Annotated in this window: 10 protein-coding genes and 1 other annotated feature; of the genes, 4 read left to right on the top strand and 6 right to left on the bottom strand. The window is 67.0% G+C overall.

Annotated features, from left to right (window positions below):
- Window positions 1-277 precede the first annotated feature (277 nt).
- From EDF57_RS22680 to EDF57_RS22690, 3 genes are all read right to left on the bottom strand, one after another.
- Window positions 278-2,740: a TonB-dependent receptor gene (locus tag EDF57_RS22680; protein ID WP_132268842.1), complete on the bottom strand. Its 2,463-nt coding sequence runs from the start codon at window positions 2,738-2,740 to the stop codon at window positions 278-280.
- 303 nt (window positions 2,741-3,043) lie between these two features.
- Window positions 3,044-4,444: an ATP-binding protein gene (locus tag EDF57_RS22685; protein WP_134095963.1), complete on the bottom strand. Its 1,401-nt coding sequence runs from the start codon at window positions 4,442-4,444 to the stop codon at window positions 3,044-3,046.
- Complete coding sequence (locus EDF57_RS22690) at window positions 4,441-5,187, bottom strand: response regulator transcription factor (RefSeq protein WP_132268970.1); 747 nt, start codon at window positions 5,185-5,187, stop codon at window positions 4,441-4,443. Before EDF57_RS22690 ends, EDF57_RS22685 begins: the two co-directional genes overlap by 4 nt.
- Window positions 5,188-5,379: 192 nt before the next feature.
- Here EDF57_RS22690 and EDF57_RS22695 point away from each other — a divergent pair, with 192 nt between their 5' ends.
- The 3 genes from EDF57_RS22695 to EDF57_RS22705 all read left to right on the top strand — a co-directional run bounded on the left by EDF57_RS22695 (window position 5,380) and on the right by EDF57_RS22705 (window position 11,277).
- The gene (locus EDF57_RS22695) at window positions 5,380-6,501 is read left to right on the top strand and encodes an efflux RND transporter periplasmic adaptor subunit (protein ID WP_134095964.1); all 1,122 of its coding nucleotides are present in this window, start codon (window positions 5,380-5,382) and stop codon (window positions 6,499-6,501) included.
- A 4-nt stretch (window positions 6,502-6,505) separates the two neighbouring features.
- Complete coding sequence (locus EDF57_RS22700; RefSeq protein WP_134095965.1) at window positions 6,506-9,757, top strand: efflux RND transporter permease subunit; 3,252 nt, start codon at window positions 6,506-6,508, stop codon at window positions 9,755-9,757.
- Window positions 9,758-9,870: 113 nt separating this feature from the next.
- Entirely contained in the window at window positions 9,871-11,277 is a 1,407-nt protein-coding gene (locus tag EDF57_RS22705) for an efflux transporter outer membrane subunit (protein ID WP_134095966.1), read from the top strand.
- A 9-nt stretch (window positions 11,278-11,286) separates the two neighbouring features.
- On the opposite strand, the gene EDF57_RS22710 is transcribed toward EDF57_RS22705, so the two are convergent.
- A complete protein-coding gene (locus EDF57_RS22710; protein WP_132268835.1) occupies window positions 11,287-12,231 on the bottom strand; it encodes a DMT family transporter in 945 nt (314 codons plus the stop codon).
- 62 nt (window positions 12,232-12,293) lie between these two features.
- Complete coding sequence (locus EDF57_RS22715) at window positions 12,294-13,112, bottom strand: AraC family transcriptional regulator (protein WP_134095967.1); 819 nt, start codon at window positions 13,110-13,112, stop codon at window positions 12,294-12,296.
- Between the two features lie 143 nt (window positions 13,113-13,255).
- Window positions 13,256-13,312: a sequence feature (sul1 is cis-regulatory element that is thought to sense ions involved in sulfur or methionine metabolism; They are found in Alphaproteobacteria), on the top strand.
- Window positions 13,313-13,376: 64 nt separating this feature from the next.
- Here EDF57_RS22715 and EDF57_RS22720 point away from each other — a divergent pair.
- Window positions 13,377-14,873, top strand: coding sequence for a SulP family inorganic anion transporter (locus EDF57_RS22720; protein WP_134095968.1), 1,497 nt, complete (start codon window positions 13,377-13,379; stop codon window positions 14,871-14,873).
- 222 nt (window positions 14,874-15,095) lie between these two features.
- Here EDF57_RS22720 and EDF57_RS22725 read toward each other — a convergent pair whose 3' ends face one another.
- Window positions 15,096-16,421, bottom strand: coding sequence for a dicarboxylate/amino acid:cation symporter (locus EDF57_RS22725; protein WP_134095969.1), 1,326 nt, complete (start codon window positions 16,419-16,421; stop codon window positions 15,096-15,098).
- Window positions 16,422-16,424 lie beyond the last annotated feature (3 nt).

A 16,424-nucleotide genomic window follows, 5' to 3' on the forward strand; every position in this document is an offset into this window, starting at 1 on the left:
ACAGGATCGTGCATGTCTGTCTCCGTTCACGCCCGGGCAGGCGCAACGAAGCGGCACCACGATCACCAGGCGAGAGAACGGCCGCAAGGCGGCCGTAAAGGGATGCGATGCCGACAGGGCATCAAGCGGGGGAGGCGCCCCCATAGACAGGTTTGCGGAAAAAGGGGCTGCTAATGGCCGAACCGTGCCTCTGCAGCGATGAGTTGAAAATGCGCACGACTGAGTCGGCGGCGATTGTGCATCGCCGCCGACCAGGTTTTCGTCAGTTCAAAAGGGATCAGAACTGGAAGTTGACGGATGCCGAGAAAGTGCGCGGAGCACCGATATAGGCATAAGTCGTCGCGGTATTGGTGATGCCCGCGTCGTCGAAGGCACCGTAGTAGAACTTGTCGAACAAGTTGGTGACGTTGACTTGCACGAAGGTCTTGTCGTTCAGGCCCAGGAAGCCGAGGTTGAGCCGTGCGTCGAGGTTGACGACGGTATAGGCCGGGACCTTGGCAGCCCAGAGCTGGTTGCCCGAACTGTCGACCACGGCGGCGTTGAGGCTGTTGTAGTAGCGCGATCCGGTCTTCTTGACTTCCACGCCCAGCGATGCGGGGCCGGCATTGCCTTCCACGCGGCCGCCAAAGCTGTAGTGCGGCACGCCGCCTTCCATCTTGCCGGCGGTTTCCGCGTAGCTGGAAGCGCCGGTCTGCACGTCGTCGCGGATGCTCGACCAGAGGTAAGAGCCGAACAGATAGGCCGAGACATGCTTGTCGGGACGGAACGAGACGCTGCCGTCGATGCCGTAGCGATCCACGGTGCCGAGGTTGGTGTACGTGGAAGTCTGGGTGTCCGGGTTGTAGGCCGAGGACAGGCGGTTGGAGAAGATCGTGTACCAGCCCGCGACCGATGCCTGGAACATGCCCGAACGGTAGCGCAGGCCGAGGTCGAAGTTGTCGGTCGTTTCCGGCTTGGGATCGGCCGAGCCGTCCGAATAGTAGAAGGCGTTGGTGTAGAGGTTGTCCGTGCCCGGGACCTGCAGGCCCTTCGAATAGTTGGCGTTCATCGACAGGGCCGGGGTGAAGTCGTACGTGAAGCCCACGTTCGGCAGCACGCGGCTATAGTCGAACACCTTGTTCTGCGGCGCTGCATAGGTCGTGGTCAGGCTGGCCTCGTAGGCGGCCAGGCTGTCCGCATCGGCAAGGCAGTTGACCGAGCCGCTGTTGCTGTAGGTCACGCAGTTCTGCGTCAGGTTGCGGCGGAAGAACGGCACGCGCAGGCCGCCGACGACGTGGAGCGAGTTGTTGACGAAATCGCCCGAGTATTCGCCCGAGACCTGATGCAGGATCGCGTAGGACAGGCGGTCGCGCTTCTGCAGGACGTTGCCGTTCACGTCGGTCAGCGCATCGTCGGTGTTGAAGTAGTTCGATGCGAAGCCGTTCGAGTCCAGGTAGCCCAGCTCGCCGGTCTGGTGATGGCGGCCGCGATCGTAAGTATAGGCCACGCGGACACGCTGGTTGTCCGAAAGGTCGTAGCGCAGCGAGGCGATCACGCCGATGCGGTAGGTTTCGGTCTGGCTGGGCGCCGAAAGGCGTACCGTGTCCAGCGTATCGCCGTCGCCGTTGAGGTCTACGCCCCCAAAGTAGGGGGTGCCGCCGATATAGCCGCTGGCGATCGTGCTGCTGTAGCTGCCTTCCTTGGCTGCCACGGTGCCGCCGCCGTTGGCGGAAGTATACTGGAGGTAGGGATCGACCGTCAGGGTCAGCTTGTCGCTGAGGGTGAAGCGCGAATTGATGCGGATGTTCGCGGTCTTCGACGGGTTGTAGCGATATTCCCAGGCCGATCCGCAGGAGCTGGCGGCATCGGCCACGCCTTCGGTGCCGGCCGGGATGGTGCAGCGCGCGACGGTATAGGCGTCACGCTCGTCGGCATTGGTGGGGATGCCGCTGGTGTTGGTCAGGGCCCAGTCAGAGGCCATGGTGTTGTGATTGACGTTGTAGTGGCCCGAGATCGCGATGAAATCGCCGTTGCTGCCCAGCGGCTGGTAGAGCTTGGCGTTGAACTGCGTCTTGTCGATCTGGCCGATGCCGCCGTAGAGCGCGTCGTACGTGTCCTTGGAGGCCGAGAACCAGGCGCGGGTGCCGGACGAATTGAGATCGCCGGTGTTGACCATGCCGAACACGCGCATCTTGCCGTAATCGCCGACGGTGCCGACCATGCGGGCGCCGAATTCGTGGCTGGGGTCGATGGAGCGGTAATTGACGGTGGAACCGGAGGCCGAGGCAGTCGGCGAATCGACATCGGTCGTGCCAAGGTTGACGTTGACCTGCTCGATCAGTTCGGGATCGAGCTGTTGATTGGTATAGAGCGCATAGTTGCCGGTATCGTTCAGCGGAATACCGTCGAAGGTCTGCGAGATGCGGCTGTCATCGAAGCCGCGGATCATCAGGCTGCCGCCCGAGGAGCCGTAGCCGTCGTAGCTCTGGAAGTTCACGCCGGGGATCAGGTTGATGATCTCGTCGATCGACTGGCCCGGCGTCTCGCGGCCGATCACGTCCTTGGTCAGGACCTGCTTGGCCTTGGGCGTGTTCGGAATCTCGATTCCGGCAATGTCGTTCTGGGTGCGGCCGGTGACGACGATTTCCGACTTCTCGAAATCGAGCGAACCGGTGGACTGGGCGCGGGCCGGGGCGGAACCGAGCACGCAAGCAACCGCGAAGCTCGCCGCGGAGGCGGCGAGAACGGAACGTTTCTGCATTGGATTTACGACCTCATTGGTTCCCCCTGAAGGGGGCATCATGGCTTCAGCATGCGTCTCCGGGCCTCGGGAAGCACAATCGTCCGCCAACGGTCGTCTTCGGGCAGCCAGGGCGTCGCTGCTGCCGAAGCCTTAATCGGTTTTATGTGACAGTGTCGAGACAGTTGCCCCAGAGTTGAACTGACGAAGATGCCAAACTCTATTTGGTGAGGACTTTATGCAACGGCGTAAATCCACATTTCAATCGGATTTCAACTCTGTTGCATCGCCTTGATACAGTCGTGCCCAATTGTATCGGCGTCGTCAATCGCGAACGACTTCGCCTTCACCGCGAATCGATGTAGCCGGAATGCGGATTTCGGCGATCAATCCGCCGCCGTCGCGGTTGCGCAGGCCGATCGCGGCGCCGAAAGTACCGACCTGGGCCTGGGCGATCGCCAGGCCGATACCGGTGCCGTTGCCCTTGCTGGACGACAGGCGGCGGAAGGGCTGGAACGCCAGTGCCAGTTCGTCCTCGGGCAGGCCCGGCCCCCGGTCCGCCACGCGGATCACGAGGTCCGCGCCCTCGCGGTGGCAGCTCAATTCCGCACCGCCGCCGTACTTGAGCGCATTGTCCACGAGGTTGCCGAGCGCGCGCGCCAGGGCATGGGGCTTGACCCGCGCTTCGACATCGCAGCCCTGGCTGAAGACCACGCGGTGCCCGAACTCGGCCGCGTCCTCCGCCGTGCTGGAGAGGATGGAATCGATGTCCAGCACCGACCAGGGTTCGCGGATCTCGCTGCTGCGGGCAAGGTCCAGCCCGTCGCGCACCATCTGCTGGGTCACTTGCAGGTCGGCGACGAGCCGGTCGCGCAAGGCTTCGTCCTCCACTTGCTCCAGCCGCAGGCGCAGCCGGGTGAGCGGGGTCTGGAGATCGTGCGTGACGGAGGCCAGGATCTGCGTGCGTTCGCGCAGGCCTTCGCGCACGCGCTCCTGCGCGAGGTTGAAGGTCTCCAGTGCGGCGCGCACTTCGCTGGGGCCCTTGACCGGGATCGGCTCGAACTCGCCGACCAGCGAGAAGGCGCGGGCGGCGCGTTCCATGCGGCGCAGCGGCGTGGTCGCCAGGCTGGCCGCGAGCAGGCCCAGCAACGCCCCGGCGACGATGATGAGTTCGATATAGGGCGGCCCGACGCGGTGCCGGTTCCAGCTGCGATCGGGCCAGAGGTCGACGACATAGTCCAGCTTGCGGTCCCCGGCATCGACGCGGATGAACCAGCAGTCCGGCAGCGGGTCGGTGTTCATGCCCGCCGCGTGGGGATAGCGCGTCAGCTGGGCGAAGCATTCGCCGTTCAGCAGCGGCATGACCTGGGCGGGACGGCCGAGGCGCTCGGACAGGCGCCGCGAGAATGTCGGGTCCGGCGCGGTCATGCGCCATGCGGGATTGGCATCGTGCGCCCCCAGGATCACGCCGCGTGACAACAGGTTGGCGGTCCTTACAGGCTGCCGCTCGAAGCGGTGTGCGATGTCTTCGGCGCTGTCGAGCGCGGCATCGACCTGGTCCCTGCGGAACGTATAGTGGCCCAGGCCGTCGGAGGCCTGCAGCGCCAGGATCGCCGAGGCCGCCATGCCCAGCGAGAGCACCAGCGTCAGGCGCCCGGCCAGCGAGCGCGGATAGTCGCGCAGGCGCTTCAGGAAGCCGGGTTTGACAGGTTCGGCGCTCGTCATTCGAAGGCGATGGGCCCAGGCAGGACGTAGCCTTCGCTGCGCACCGTCAGGATCAGTTCGTCGCCGCCCGGCTCGCTGGCCAGCTTGTGGCGCAGGCGGCTGATCTGGATGTCTATCGAGCGGTCGAAGGCGACGGTGGCGCTGCGCTCGGGCAGCAGTTCCTCGCGCGAGAGCACCTGGTTCGGCGCTTCGATGAAGCGTGAGAGCAGGCGGTATTCGGCGGAGGAGAGCATGACCAGCCGGTCGTCGTGAGTGACCAGGCGGCGCTGGTGCAGGTCCAGCCGCCACGGCCCGAGGCGCGCGAAACGGGCGACGCGGGGGCGCTGGCCGCCCTGTCCCGCCGCGCCGTCGAACACGCGCGAGCGGCGCAGGAGATTGCGCACGCGGGCCAGCAGCTCGCGCGGTTCGAAAGGCTTGGTGAGATAGTCGTCCGCGCCGAGTTCCAGGCCGAGCACGCGGTCGATCGGGCCTTCGCGCGCGGTGACCATCATGATCGCGCCCTGATGTCCGGCGGCGCGCAAGTCCCGGCAGATGTCCAGCCCGTCGCCGTCCGGCAGGTTGAGGTCCAGGATCAGCAGGTCCACCGGATCGCCCTGGAGGCAGGTGCGCAGTTCGGCCACCGAGCCGACCGAATCCACGCGCTGCGGCTCGCGCGAAAGCTGCGCGGCGATCAGTTCGCGAATGTCGGGATCGTCCTCAAGGACGATGATGCGGCCTTCCGGCGCATCGCTCTGCGGGATCATGAATGAAGCCATAAACGCGCTGCCCGGTGAAGTCTGCCCTGGTGATACACGATGAAACAATAGGCTACCGCCGGCAACTTGACGATACGCGCTGTTGATTGCCGTTCCGTGCTGCGGCGCACAATTGCAGGATCAAAGCTGCAACCGTGCACAGGAGCCCCCCGCTTGCGCCCTTCGTTCAAACATTTCGCCATGGCCCCGATGCTATCCATGGCCGCGCTTTCGCTGGCGACGCTGAGCCTTGGCGGGTGCGGCCAGCAGCAGGCCATGCCGCAGCAGGAGGTCGAAGTGGGCGTGGTGACGCTGCGGGCGGAGCCGGTGACGGTCTCCACCACGCTGTCGGGCCGCACCGCTGCGACGACGGTGGCGGAAGTGCGCCCGCAAGTGGACGGGGTGATCCAGTCGCGCCTGTTCGAGGAGGGCTCGCTGGTCCACGCCGGACAGCCGCTCTACCAGATCGATTCGCGGCTCTATCGCGCGTCGCTGGATACCTCGCGCGCGCAGCTGGAGAACGCGCAGGCCACGCTCTACAGCGCCGAGGCCAAGGCGAAGCGCTATCGCACGCTCGGGGACAGCGAGGCGGTGAGCGGACAGGACCGGGACGAGACGATCGCCGCCGCCCGCGCCGCGCAGGCCGCCGTGCACCAGTACCAGGCGACGAGCCGCAGCGCCGCGGTGAACCTGGAATTCACCCGCGTGCTGGCCCCGATCACCGGGCGCATCGGTCGCTCCTCGGTAACCAGGGGCGCGCTCGTCACGGCCAGCCAGACCGATGCGATGGCGACGATCCAGCAGCTCGATCCGATCTTCGTGGATATCACCCAGTCCTCGGCCGACCTGCTGCGCCTGCGCAGCGCGCTCGCCAAGGGCAGCATGATGCCGGCCAGCGCGAAAGTCTCGCTCACGCTGGAGGACGGCACGAAATACCCGGGCGAGGGGACCATCGAGTTCAGCGAGGTCAATGTCGACCCCCAGGCCGGAACGGTGACCCTGCGCGCCCGCTTCCCCAACCCTGACGGCCTGCTGCTGCCCGGAATGTTCGTGAACGTCGCCGCGCCGCAGGGCGTGGTGCAGAACGGAGTGCTCGCGCCGCAGCAGGGCATTTCGCGCGATGCAAAGGGCAACGGCACGGCGCTCGTCGTCGATGCCTCGGGCAAAGTGGAGCAGCGCAAGGTCGTGACGGGCCAGGCGATCGGCGACAAGTGGCTGATCGTCAGCGGGCTGAAGGCGGGGGACCGCCTGATCGTGGAGGGCACCGACAAGGCCCGCGCCGGGGCCAGGGTCAAGGCCGTCATCGTGAAGCTGGGCGACTGATCCGATGAACCTCAGCCGCTATTTCGTCGACCGGCCGATCTTCGCCTGGGTCATCGCCATCATCGTCATGATGGCCGGCGTTGCCGGCATCATGAGCCTTCCCGTCGCGCAATATCCCGATGTCGCGCCGCCCTCCGTCACCGTCAGCGCTACTTATCCGGGCGCTTCGGCGCAGACGCTGGAGAATTCGGTCACCCAGGTGATCGAACAGCAGCTGACCGGCATCGACAACCTGCTCTACTTCTCGTCGAGTTCGGACAGTTCGGGTTCGGCTTCCGTCACCGCGACTTTCGCCAAGGGCACCGACCCCGACGTGGCGCAAGTGCAGGTGCAGAACAAGGTGCAGCAGGCCAATTCGCGCCTGCCCACCCAGGTCCAGCAGCAGGGCCTCACCGTCACCAAGTCGGGGTCGGACATGCTGCTGGTGGTCGGCCTCTACGACGAGAGCGACAAGACCACAGACAGCGACGTGGCCGACTATCTCGTCTCGAATTTCCAGGACGATCTCGCCCGCGTCAACGGCGTGGGCGGGGTGCGCGTGTTCGGCGCGCAATATGCCATGCGCATCTGGCTCGACCCGGCCAGGCTGGCGGCGCGGCAATTGATCCCCTCGGACGTCACCAGCGCGATCTCGTCGCAGAACGTGGACCTTTCCGCAGGCCAGCTCGGCGCCGAGCCGCTGGCCAAGGGGCAGATGCTGAACGCCGTCGTCAAGGCGAAGTCGCGCCTGCAGACGCCCGAGCAGTTCCGCGACATCGTGGTGAAGACGCTGACGGACGGCTCCGTCGTGCGCCTTTCCGACGTGGCGCGGGTGGAGCTGGGACAGGAGAGCTATTCGACTTCGGCCCGCCTCAACGGCCATCCGGCTTCGGGCATCGGCATCGAGCTGGCCTCCGGCGCGGACGCGCTCAAGACCGTGGCCGCGGTGAAGGCGCGTGTCGACGAACTCGCGCAGGGCCTGCCCAGCGGCTACAAGATCGCCTACGCCCGCGACACCAGCGACTTCGTGAAGCTTTCGATCAAGGAAGTGATCGAGACCCTGGTGATCGCCATCGTGCTCGTCGTCCTGGTGATGTACGCCTTCCTCCAGAGCTGGCGCGCCACGCTGGTGCCGGCCATTGCCGTGCCGGTCGTGCTCATGGGCACCTTCGGTATCCTGGCGTTGCTGGGCTATTCGATCAACACGCTGACCCTGTTCGCCATGGTGCTGGCCATCGGCCTCCTCGTCGACGACGCCATCGTCGTGGTCGAGAATGTCGAGCGCCTGATGCACGAGGACGGCCTCAGCCCCTATCGCGCCACCGTCCGCTCGATGGAGGAGATCGGCTCCGCGCTGGTCGGCATCGCGCTGGTGCTTTCGGCGGTGCTGTTGCCGATGGCGTTCTTCGGCGGCTCGACGGGCGTGATCTATCGCCAGTTCTCGGTCACCATCGTCTCGGCCATGGCGCTTTCGGTGCTGACCGCGCTGATCCTCTCGCCCGCGCTCTGCTCCACTTTGCTGAAGCCGCGCGAACATGAGGATCACGCGCAGGTCCCCGCCACGGGCCTGCGCGGCACTGTCCAGCGGGTCCAGAAGCGGATCGACGGCTGGTTCGGCGGCTTCAATCGCTGGTTCGACCGCATGACCGGCCGCTATGTCGACACGACCGAGAAGCTGATCGCCAGCCGCCGCGTGTGGCTGGTGGTCTACGGACTGGTGATCGTCGCGCTCGTGGTGGTCTTCACGCGCCTGCCCACCGGCTTCCTGCCGACCGAGGATCAGGGCCAGGTCATGGTCGTCTACCAGCTTCCCGCCGGCGCGACCTCCGAGCGGACCGACAAGGTGCGCGAACAGATCGAGGCGGCCTTCGCCTCCGAAGGCGACAACGTGCCGCTGCGCTTCACCATCGGCGGTTTCAGCTTCAACGGAGCGGGCCAGAACGCGGGCATGGGCTTCGCCAGCCTGGCGCCGTTCGACGAGCGCAAGGATTCCAGCAAGAGCGCCGCGGCGATCAGCGGGCGGATCATGGCCAAGCTGGGCAAGATCCGCGATGCGCAGGTCTTCGTGATGACCCCGCCTTCGATCCAGGGGCTGGGCCAGTCGAACGGGTTCTCGTTCCAGTTGCTCAATTCCACCAACATGGACCGTACCAAGTTCGTCGCCCTGCGCGACAAGCTGATCGCGGCGGCCAACCAGGATCCCAAGCTCTCGCAAGTCCGCGCTTCCACCCTGCCGGATACGCCGCAGTTCGACGTCCACTACGATGACGCCAAGCTCTCCGTCCTCGGCCTCTCGGTGGACAATGCCACCGACACCCTGAGCACGGCCTGGGGCGGCACATACGTCAACGACTTCATCGACCGTGGCCGCGTGAAGAAAGTCTACGTCCAGGGCGAGGCTACCGCGCGCATGCTGCCGAGCGACCTCGACAAGTGGTTCGTCCGCTCGACTTCGGGCACCAATGGCGACGGCACTAGCAAGATGGTGCCGTTCTCCGCCTTCACGACGATGGGCTGGGAAACCGGGCCGAACAGCCTCTCTCGCTTCAACGGCCGCTCGTCCTACACGATCCAGGGCGATGCCGGGTCGGGCTACAGCTCGGGCGATGCGATGAAGGAGATGGTCGCGCTGCAGCAGAAGATCGCGCCGGGCACGAGCTATGCCTGGAGCGACCTGTCCTACCAGCAGAACCAGTCGAGCGGGCAGGCGGTCTACCTCTATGCGCTGTCGATCGCGGTGGTGTTCCTGTGCCTTGCCGCGCTTTACGAAAGCTGGTCGGTGCCGCTGGCGGTGTTGCTCGTGATCCCGCTGGGCGTGATCGGCGCGGTGATCGCGGTGGCCGCGCGCGGGCTGGAGAACGACATCTACTTCCAGGTCGGCCTGCTCACCACCATCGGCCTTGCCGCCAAGAACGCGATCCTGATCGTCGAGTTCGCGGAAATGTCCTGGCGCGACGGCAAGGACATGCTCCACGCCGCGCTGGACGCGGCCCGCGTGCGCCTGAGGCCGATCATGATGACCTCCATCGCCTTCATGGCCGGCGTCGTCCCGCTCGCCATCGCCAGCGGGGCAGGCGCGCAAGGCCGCATCGCCATCGGCACTGCCGTGCTGGGCGGCATGCTGACCGCGACGGCGCTGGCGATCTTCTACGTGCCGATGTTCTTCGTCGTCGTTGCCAAGCTCTTCCACCGAGGCGGCAAGGACGACGCTGCCCGGGACCTGCGGCCTGCATCGCATGCCGAAGTCCCGGGCACCCCATCCGAAGGAGAGGCCTGAGCCTCCCCTCTCTCCCCATTCATCGGCGCGGAACAGTCGCACCCTCCCGCGCCGGTGAAGCCCGGAGCCCCATCAGGTCGGGGCTCCGGGCACCTTCATCGAGGAACCAGTCGATGCGTCGCACCCTGATACCGCTCCTTGTCGCCGCCACGGCCCTTGCCGGCTGCAACATGGCGCCCAAGTACGTCCAGCCCGAAGCGGCCGCGCCTGCGCAGTGGCCGCAAGGCGCGGCCTATGCCCCTGCCGAAGCGGGCGAGGCAGGCATGCCCTGGCGCACGCTCCTTGCCGATCCGCGCCTGCAATCGGTGATCGAGCGGGCGCTTGCGAACAACCAGAACCTTCAGGCCAGCCTGGCCAATGTCGCTTCGGCGCGGGCGCAGTACCATGTCGAGCGGTCGTACCAGTTGCCGACCCTGGCCGGCACGGCCAGCGCGACCGGTACGCGCGGACTCCGGTCCTCGCAGGGCGATACCCAGACCTACAGTGCCAATGCCGGCTTCAGCGCCTTCGAACTCGACTTGTTCGGGCGCCTCAAGAACCAGAGCCGCGAAGCGCTGGAGACCTATCTCTCGACCGAGTCCGGCTATCGCGCCGCCCGGCTGACGCTCGTGGCCAATGTGGCGACGGCCTATGTCACGCTCGCCTCCGACCGCGATCTGCTGACCCTGGCTCAGGAGACGCGCGCCAGCGGCCAGCGCTCGGTGGACCTGACGCAGAGCCTGCTGAAATCGGGGCTTGCGGCGGCCGGAGACCTGGCCTCGGCGCAGACGGTGCTGGAGCAGGCCAACTCCGACGTCGCTTCGCAGACGACGCTGGTGGCACAGGACCGCAATGCGCTGGAGCTGCTGGTCGGCGGCTCGGTGGAGGATGCCCTGCTGCCCGCCTCGCTGGCCGAACTGGATGCGCGCATCGGCCAGGTTCCTGCCGGCCTCTCTTCCGAAGTCCTGCTGCGGCGCCCGGACGTGGTGGAAGCCGAGCATCAGCTGAAGGGGGCCTATGCGCAGATCGGGGCGGCCCGCGCGGCGTTCTTCCCGACGATCTCGCTGACTTCCGCGCTCGGCCTGGCCAGCACGGCGCTGGGGGATCTCTTCACCGGCGGCGCGCTCGGCGCCAGCGGCACGGCGAGCGCGAGCCTGCCGATCCTGGGCGGCACCAACAAGGGCAACCTCGAATATACCAAGGCGCAGCGCGAATATTACCTCGCGACTTACCGCGCGGCGGTGCAGTCCGCCTTCAAGGATGTCGCCGACGCGCTCGCCCGGCGCGGCACCATCACCCAGCAGCGCGCGGCGCAGGACCGGCTGGTGACGGCGGCGGAGAGGAGCTACCGCCTGGCAGACGCGCAGTACCGGGCGGGGACGGATACCTATCTCGATGCGCTGGTCGCCCAGCGGTCGCTCTACGCCTATCGCCAGACCCGGATCGCGACGATCCTGGCGGACCTCACCAACCGGATCACCGTCTACAGCGCGGTGGGCGCGGACGATACGCTGGCAGGGCCGGTGAGCGCTGCGACCTAGGTCCCGACCCTAAGCGACCGCGGCGGCGCGTCTCGGGCCGTGCGCGGTCAGGCAGGAGACGACGCTTGCGCCCATGCAGGCGATGGCCAGCATTTCGGGAACGGTCGGCAGCCGGGCTTCCCAGAGGAAGGCGTAGAGCAAGGCAAAAGCGGTCTCGAACAGGATCATCTGGCCGACCATGGTGAGCGGCAGCAAGCGGCTCATGGTGTTCCACAAGGCATTGCCCACGACCGAGGCGAACAGCGCGACCGCGCCGGACACCGCCAGGAACCGGTACCATGCCGCCGCATCGTGCGCGGCCGGTTCGAGCAGGAGCGCGAGCGGCACCAGCACCACTGCCTGCAGTCCGGTGACGATGCCCAGCAGCAGGCTCCAGTCGTGGGCGGAGACGTGCTCCAGCCGCACCAGCCAGCGGCTGTTGATGATGGCGAACGTCGCCCAGGACGCCAGCGCGCCCACCGCGCAAAGCAGCCCGATCAGCGGCATGATACCGGCCTGGGCATGGCTGCTCGCCAGGGTCTGCCAGCCGATGCAGCCGATCGCGCCGATGCCGAGCAGCAGCGAGGGCGCCAGCCGCGCCAGCGAAGGCGCGCTGGCATCGCGGCTGCCGACGATGGTGACGACGACCGGGATGAAGCCGATGATGAGCGACGTCACCGCGATCCCCGCCATCTGTACCGCGCTCGACAGCAGGATGTAGTAGAGCGTATTGCCCAGCAGGCTCAGCCACGCCAGCGCGATCCACTCGGTACGGCCGAGATGACGCACCAGCATCGGCCACCTGGGCACCAGCAGCGCCGCCGCGATCAGGCCATAGGCAAGATAGCGCCCGGCGGCGAGGTAGAGCGGGCCGAAGTCTCCCGCCAGTTCCGGCGCGAGGAAGACCAGCCCCCAGACCGCGCCGGCCGCTGCGCCGAACCCCACTCCGACAATCGTGTTCCGCGCGTCCGACACTGCTGACTCCGTCCAGAAAGGCGGCAGGTTGCAACGGTTGCCCGCGGGGGTCTTGTCCCCGTCTACGCCGGTTTTGACCGAGGCTCCGGCCCGGTCTCGCCCTGCGTCTCTGGCGGGCTTTCCGCGATCGCATCCTGCATCTGGCGGCGATAGGCCGCCGGCGGCAGCCCCGTGGCCTTGCGCAGGGCGCGCGTCAAGGCGCTCTGGTCGGAATAGCCGAAGCGATAGGCCAGTTCGGCGATGGAGCGATGCCCCGCGGCCAGCGCCTCGCGCACCCGCTTCAGGCGCAGATCGGAAAGCCAGGCGCGCGGCGTGGTGTCCAGTTCCTGGCGGAACAGCTCGTGAAGGCGGCTGACGCCGACACCGGCATGGCGGCCCATCGCGGCGGCCGTCCAGTCCCGGCCCGGCTCGGCCTCCAGGGCCGCGAGCAGGGCGGCCAGCCGCAGGCGAGAGCGCGGCATGCCGCCTGCCAGCGTATCGAGGAACAGCGGTGCCCAGCGATCGACCATGGCCTGTGTCGTTTCCGCCGAGGCATCCTGCTGCGCGGCCATCAGCGCCATGAAGTCCACCAGCTTGCCCGCGGCGGGCGAGAGCGCGGTGTAGGGGCGGCGGATCAGTTCCTCGCGCAGGCGCGGGGCCAGCGCCTCGGGGTCGAGGTCGAGAATGAACGAACGGTTCGGCACCGCGCTCACCTGGTCGTGGAGCGTGTCGCTTTCGACGAAGGCCATGTCCCCGCGCAGGATCGCCGCGCCGCGCGTGCCGATCTCCATCGACAGCGCGCCTTCCAGCGGCAGCACGATCTGTGCGAAGCCGTGGCGATCGGTCGTGCTGTCCGGGCCGTAGCTGCGCAAGTCCAGGGAAAGGGTGGGTGGCGGCGCCATGCCCCCGTCTACCACCGATCGCCGCCCCGGTGACAGACAGTTTCGCTATCAGGACTGGCGGGCGGGGCGCTGGCCGTGCGCAGGAACTGGCAGGTGCAAGGGTTGAAACCGGCTGGCAAGGTCGTGTAAGGGGCCGCCATTCGCAAGGAGCCCGGTGAGAATCCGGGTGGCTATTCCGGCCGCCGATCCGCCGGACAATCTCGCATGACTTCCTTCATTCAGCACCGGCACTGCCGGCGTCATGCGCAATTGCGGACTTTTTCCATGTCCAATGCTCTCACCCGCTATCGGCGGCAGTGGTTCAGCGACGCCCCGACGGCGCGCCGCGACGTGCTTGCGGGGATCGTTGTCGCCCTCGCGCTCATTCCCGAGGCCATCGGCTTCTCCATCATCGCCGGGGTCGACCCCCGCGTGGGCCTCTACGCCTCGGTGGCGATCGCCATCGTGATCTCCATCACCGGCGGCCGCCCGGCAATGATCTCGGCCGCGACGGCCGCGGTGGCCGTGCTCATCGGCCCGCTGGTGCGCGATCACGGCCTCGAATATCTCTTCGCGGCAACGATCCTCATGGGCCTGTTCCAGATCGTCGCGGGCCTGTTGCGGCTGGACCTGGTGATGCAGTTCGTCTCGCGCTCGGTAATCACCGGCTTCGTCAACGCGCTGGCGATCCTGATCTTCATGGCGCAGCTGCCCCAGCTGACCCATGTGGGCTGGGAGACTTACGCCATGGTCCTGGGCGGGTTGGCGATCATCTACCTGTTCCCGCGCCTGACCCGGGCCGTGCCGTCGCCGCTGGTGGCGATCCTGGTGCTTTCGGCCATCGGCATCGCCATGGGCCTGCCCGTGCACACGGTGGGCGACATGGGCCGCCTGCCCGAGGGCCTGCCGAGCTTCGCGCTGCCGCAGGTTCCGCTGACGCTGGACACCTTGCGCATCATCCTGCCCTATTCGCTGACGATGGCCGCCGTCGGCCTGCTGGAATCGCTGCTGACCTCGCAGATCGTCGACGACATGACCGATACCGACAGCGACAAGCGCCGCGAATGCGCAGGCCAGGGAAGCGCCAATATCGTTGCCGCCCTGTTCGGCGGCATGGGCGGCTGCGCCATGATCGGCCAGTCGGTTATCAATGTCAGCTCGGGCGGACGCGGACGGCTTTCGACGTTCGTGGCAGGCGCCTTCCTGCTGTTCCTGCTGGCGGTGCTCGGCCCCTGGGTGGGCCGCATTCCCATGCCGGCGCTGGTCGCGGTGATGGTGATGGTCTCGATCGGCACGTTCAGCTGGGCCTCGATCGCCAACTTGCGCCGACATCCGCCGACCTCCTCGGCGGTCATGCTGGTGACGGTCGTGGTCGTCGTCGCCACGCGCGACCTGTCACTGGGCGTGCTGGCGGGGGTCCTGCTTTCGGGCGTGTTCTTTGCGGGCAAAGTGCAGCGCATGTTTGCGGTGGAACGGGTGCTTTCCGCCGACGGCACGCATGCCACGTACCGCGTCACCGGGCAGATCTTCTTCGCCTCGGTCCAGCGCTTCACCCGCGCGTTCCAGTCCGAGAGCGAGGCCTCGCACGTCCTTATCGACGTTTCGGCCGCGCATTTCTGGGACATCTCCGGCGTCGGCGCGCTGGACAAGGTGGTCGCCCGCCTTCGCCGGGAAGGGCGCAGCGTGGAGATCGACGGCTACAACCGGGCCAGCGCCGATATCGTCGACCGCTTCGCCCTGCATGACAAGACCGGCTTCGAGACCGGCGCGACGCCGCATTGACGATGAAGCTCCGGGACTGCCTCGCGCCGTCCCGGAGCGCGTGGCACCTTTCAGCCGGTGCCGGCCGTATCGCTTCCCGTGCGGATCAGAAGTGGCCCGAGCAATAGGCCAGCAGCAGGATGATGGGGATCGGAACGCCGATCAGCCAGAGAAGTCCCGAACGCATGGTTTTTCCTTTCCAATTGTTCGGGAAACAATCCACGGAAGCAGCCGCGGTTCCCGTCAGGACGCGGCCGGGGCACCCTCTTCGGCGGGCTGGAACTGCATCGGACCGCGCATCCCGAGACGCTCCGAGACGATCGTGGGTACCAGGGCCTGCCCCGCCACGTTGACCGCCGTGCGGCCCATGTCCAGGATCGGGTCGATGGCCAGCAGCAGCCCCACGCCCTCCAGCGGCAGGCGCAAGGTGGAGAGCGTGAGCGTCAGCATGACGACGGCGCCGGTCAGGCCGGCCGTGGCGGCCGATCCGATCACCGAGACGAAGACGATCAGCGCATAGTCGGAAAGCTGCAGCGGCACGCCGTAGAACTGGGCCACGAAGATCGCCGAGATCGCGGGATAGATCGCCGCGCAGCCGTCCATCTTGGTGGTCGAGCCCAGCGGCACGGCGAAGGCGGCATAGGAGCGCGGCACGCCGAGGCGCTCCGTCACTTCCTCGGTCACCGGCATGGTGCCCACCGAGGAGCGCGAGAGGAAGCCGATCTGGATGGCCGGCCAGGCCACCGAGAAGAACCGGATCGGGTTGATGCCGTGGATCAGCAGCAGGATCGGGTAGACCGCCAGCAGGACGATCGCGAGGCCGATGTAGACCGCGCCGGCAAAGGCGCCGAGCGCGGAAAGAGCATCCCACCCATAGCTCACCACGGCATTGGCGATCAGCGCGGCGGAGCCCAGTGGGGTCAGCGCGATCAGCCAGCGCAGCATCTGGCGCAGCACGAGGTTGGCGGACGTCATGAAGGTCAGGAACGGTTCCGCCTTGTCACCGATGCGCACGGCAGCGGCGCCCACGGCCACGGCCGCGATGATGATCTGCAGGACGTTGAACGAAACAGCGGTTTCCGGGCCGCCCGCCTCGATGGTGGTCGATGCGGTGATGCCCAGGTAATTAGCGGGGACCAGTCCTTTCAGGAAGTCCAGCCAGCCGCCCACCGCCTTGGGGACTTGCGCGGCGCCGGCATCGACGCTGGCGTGAAGGCCGGGCTGGATCGTCAGGCCCAGGGCTATGCCGATGAGCACGGCGATCAACGCGGTGATCGCGAACCACAGCAGGGTCTGGCCCACCAGCTTCACTGCATTGTCGAGCCCGCGCAGCGCCGCGACCGAGGCGATGATGGCGGTGAAGACCAGCGGCGGCACCAGAGTGCGCAGCAGCTGGACGAAGATCTGGGCGATCGTATGGAATGTCTCGCTCGCACCGCTGGCCAGCGCACTGTCGGCACCCAGTTGCCGGACCACCAGCCCCGCGCCGAGGCCGACGACCATGCCCAGCATGACCTGAGTCCCGAAACCGGGAAGCCATGACCGTTGGGAGCGCGGGGAATTCGACATTCG

The organism is Novosphingobium sp. PhB55 (assembly GCF_004368805.1).
GTDB lineage: Bacteria > Pseudomonadota > Alphaproteobacteria > Sphingomonadales > Sphingomonadaceae > Novosphingobium.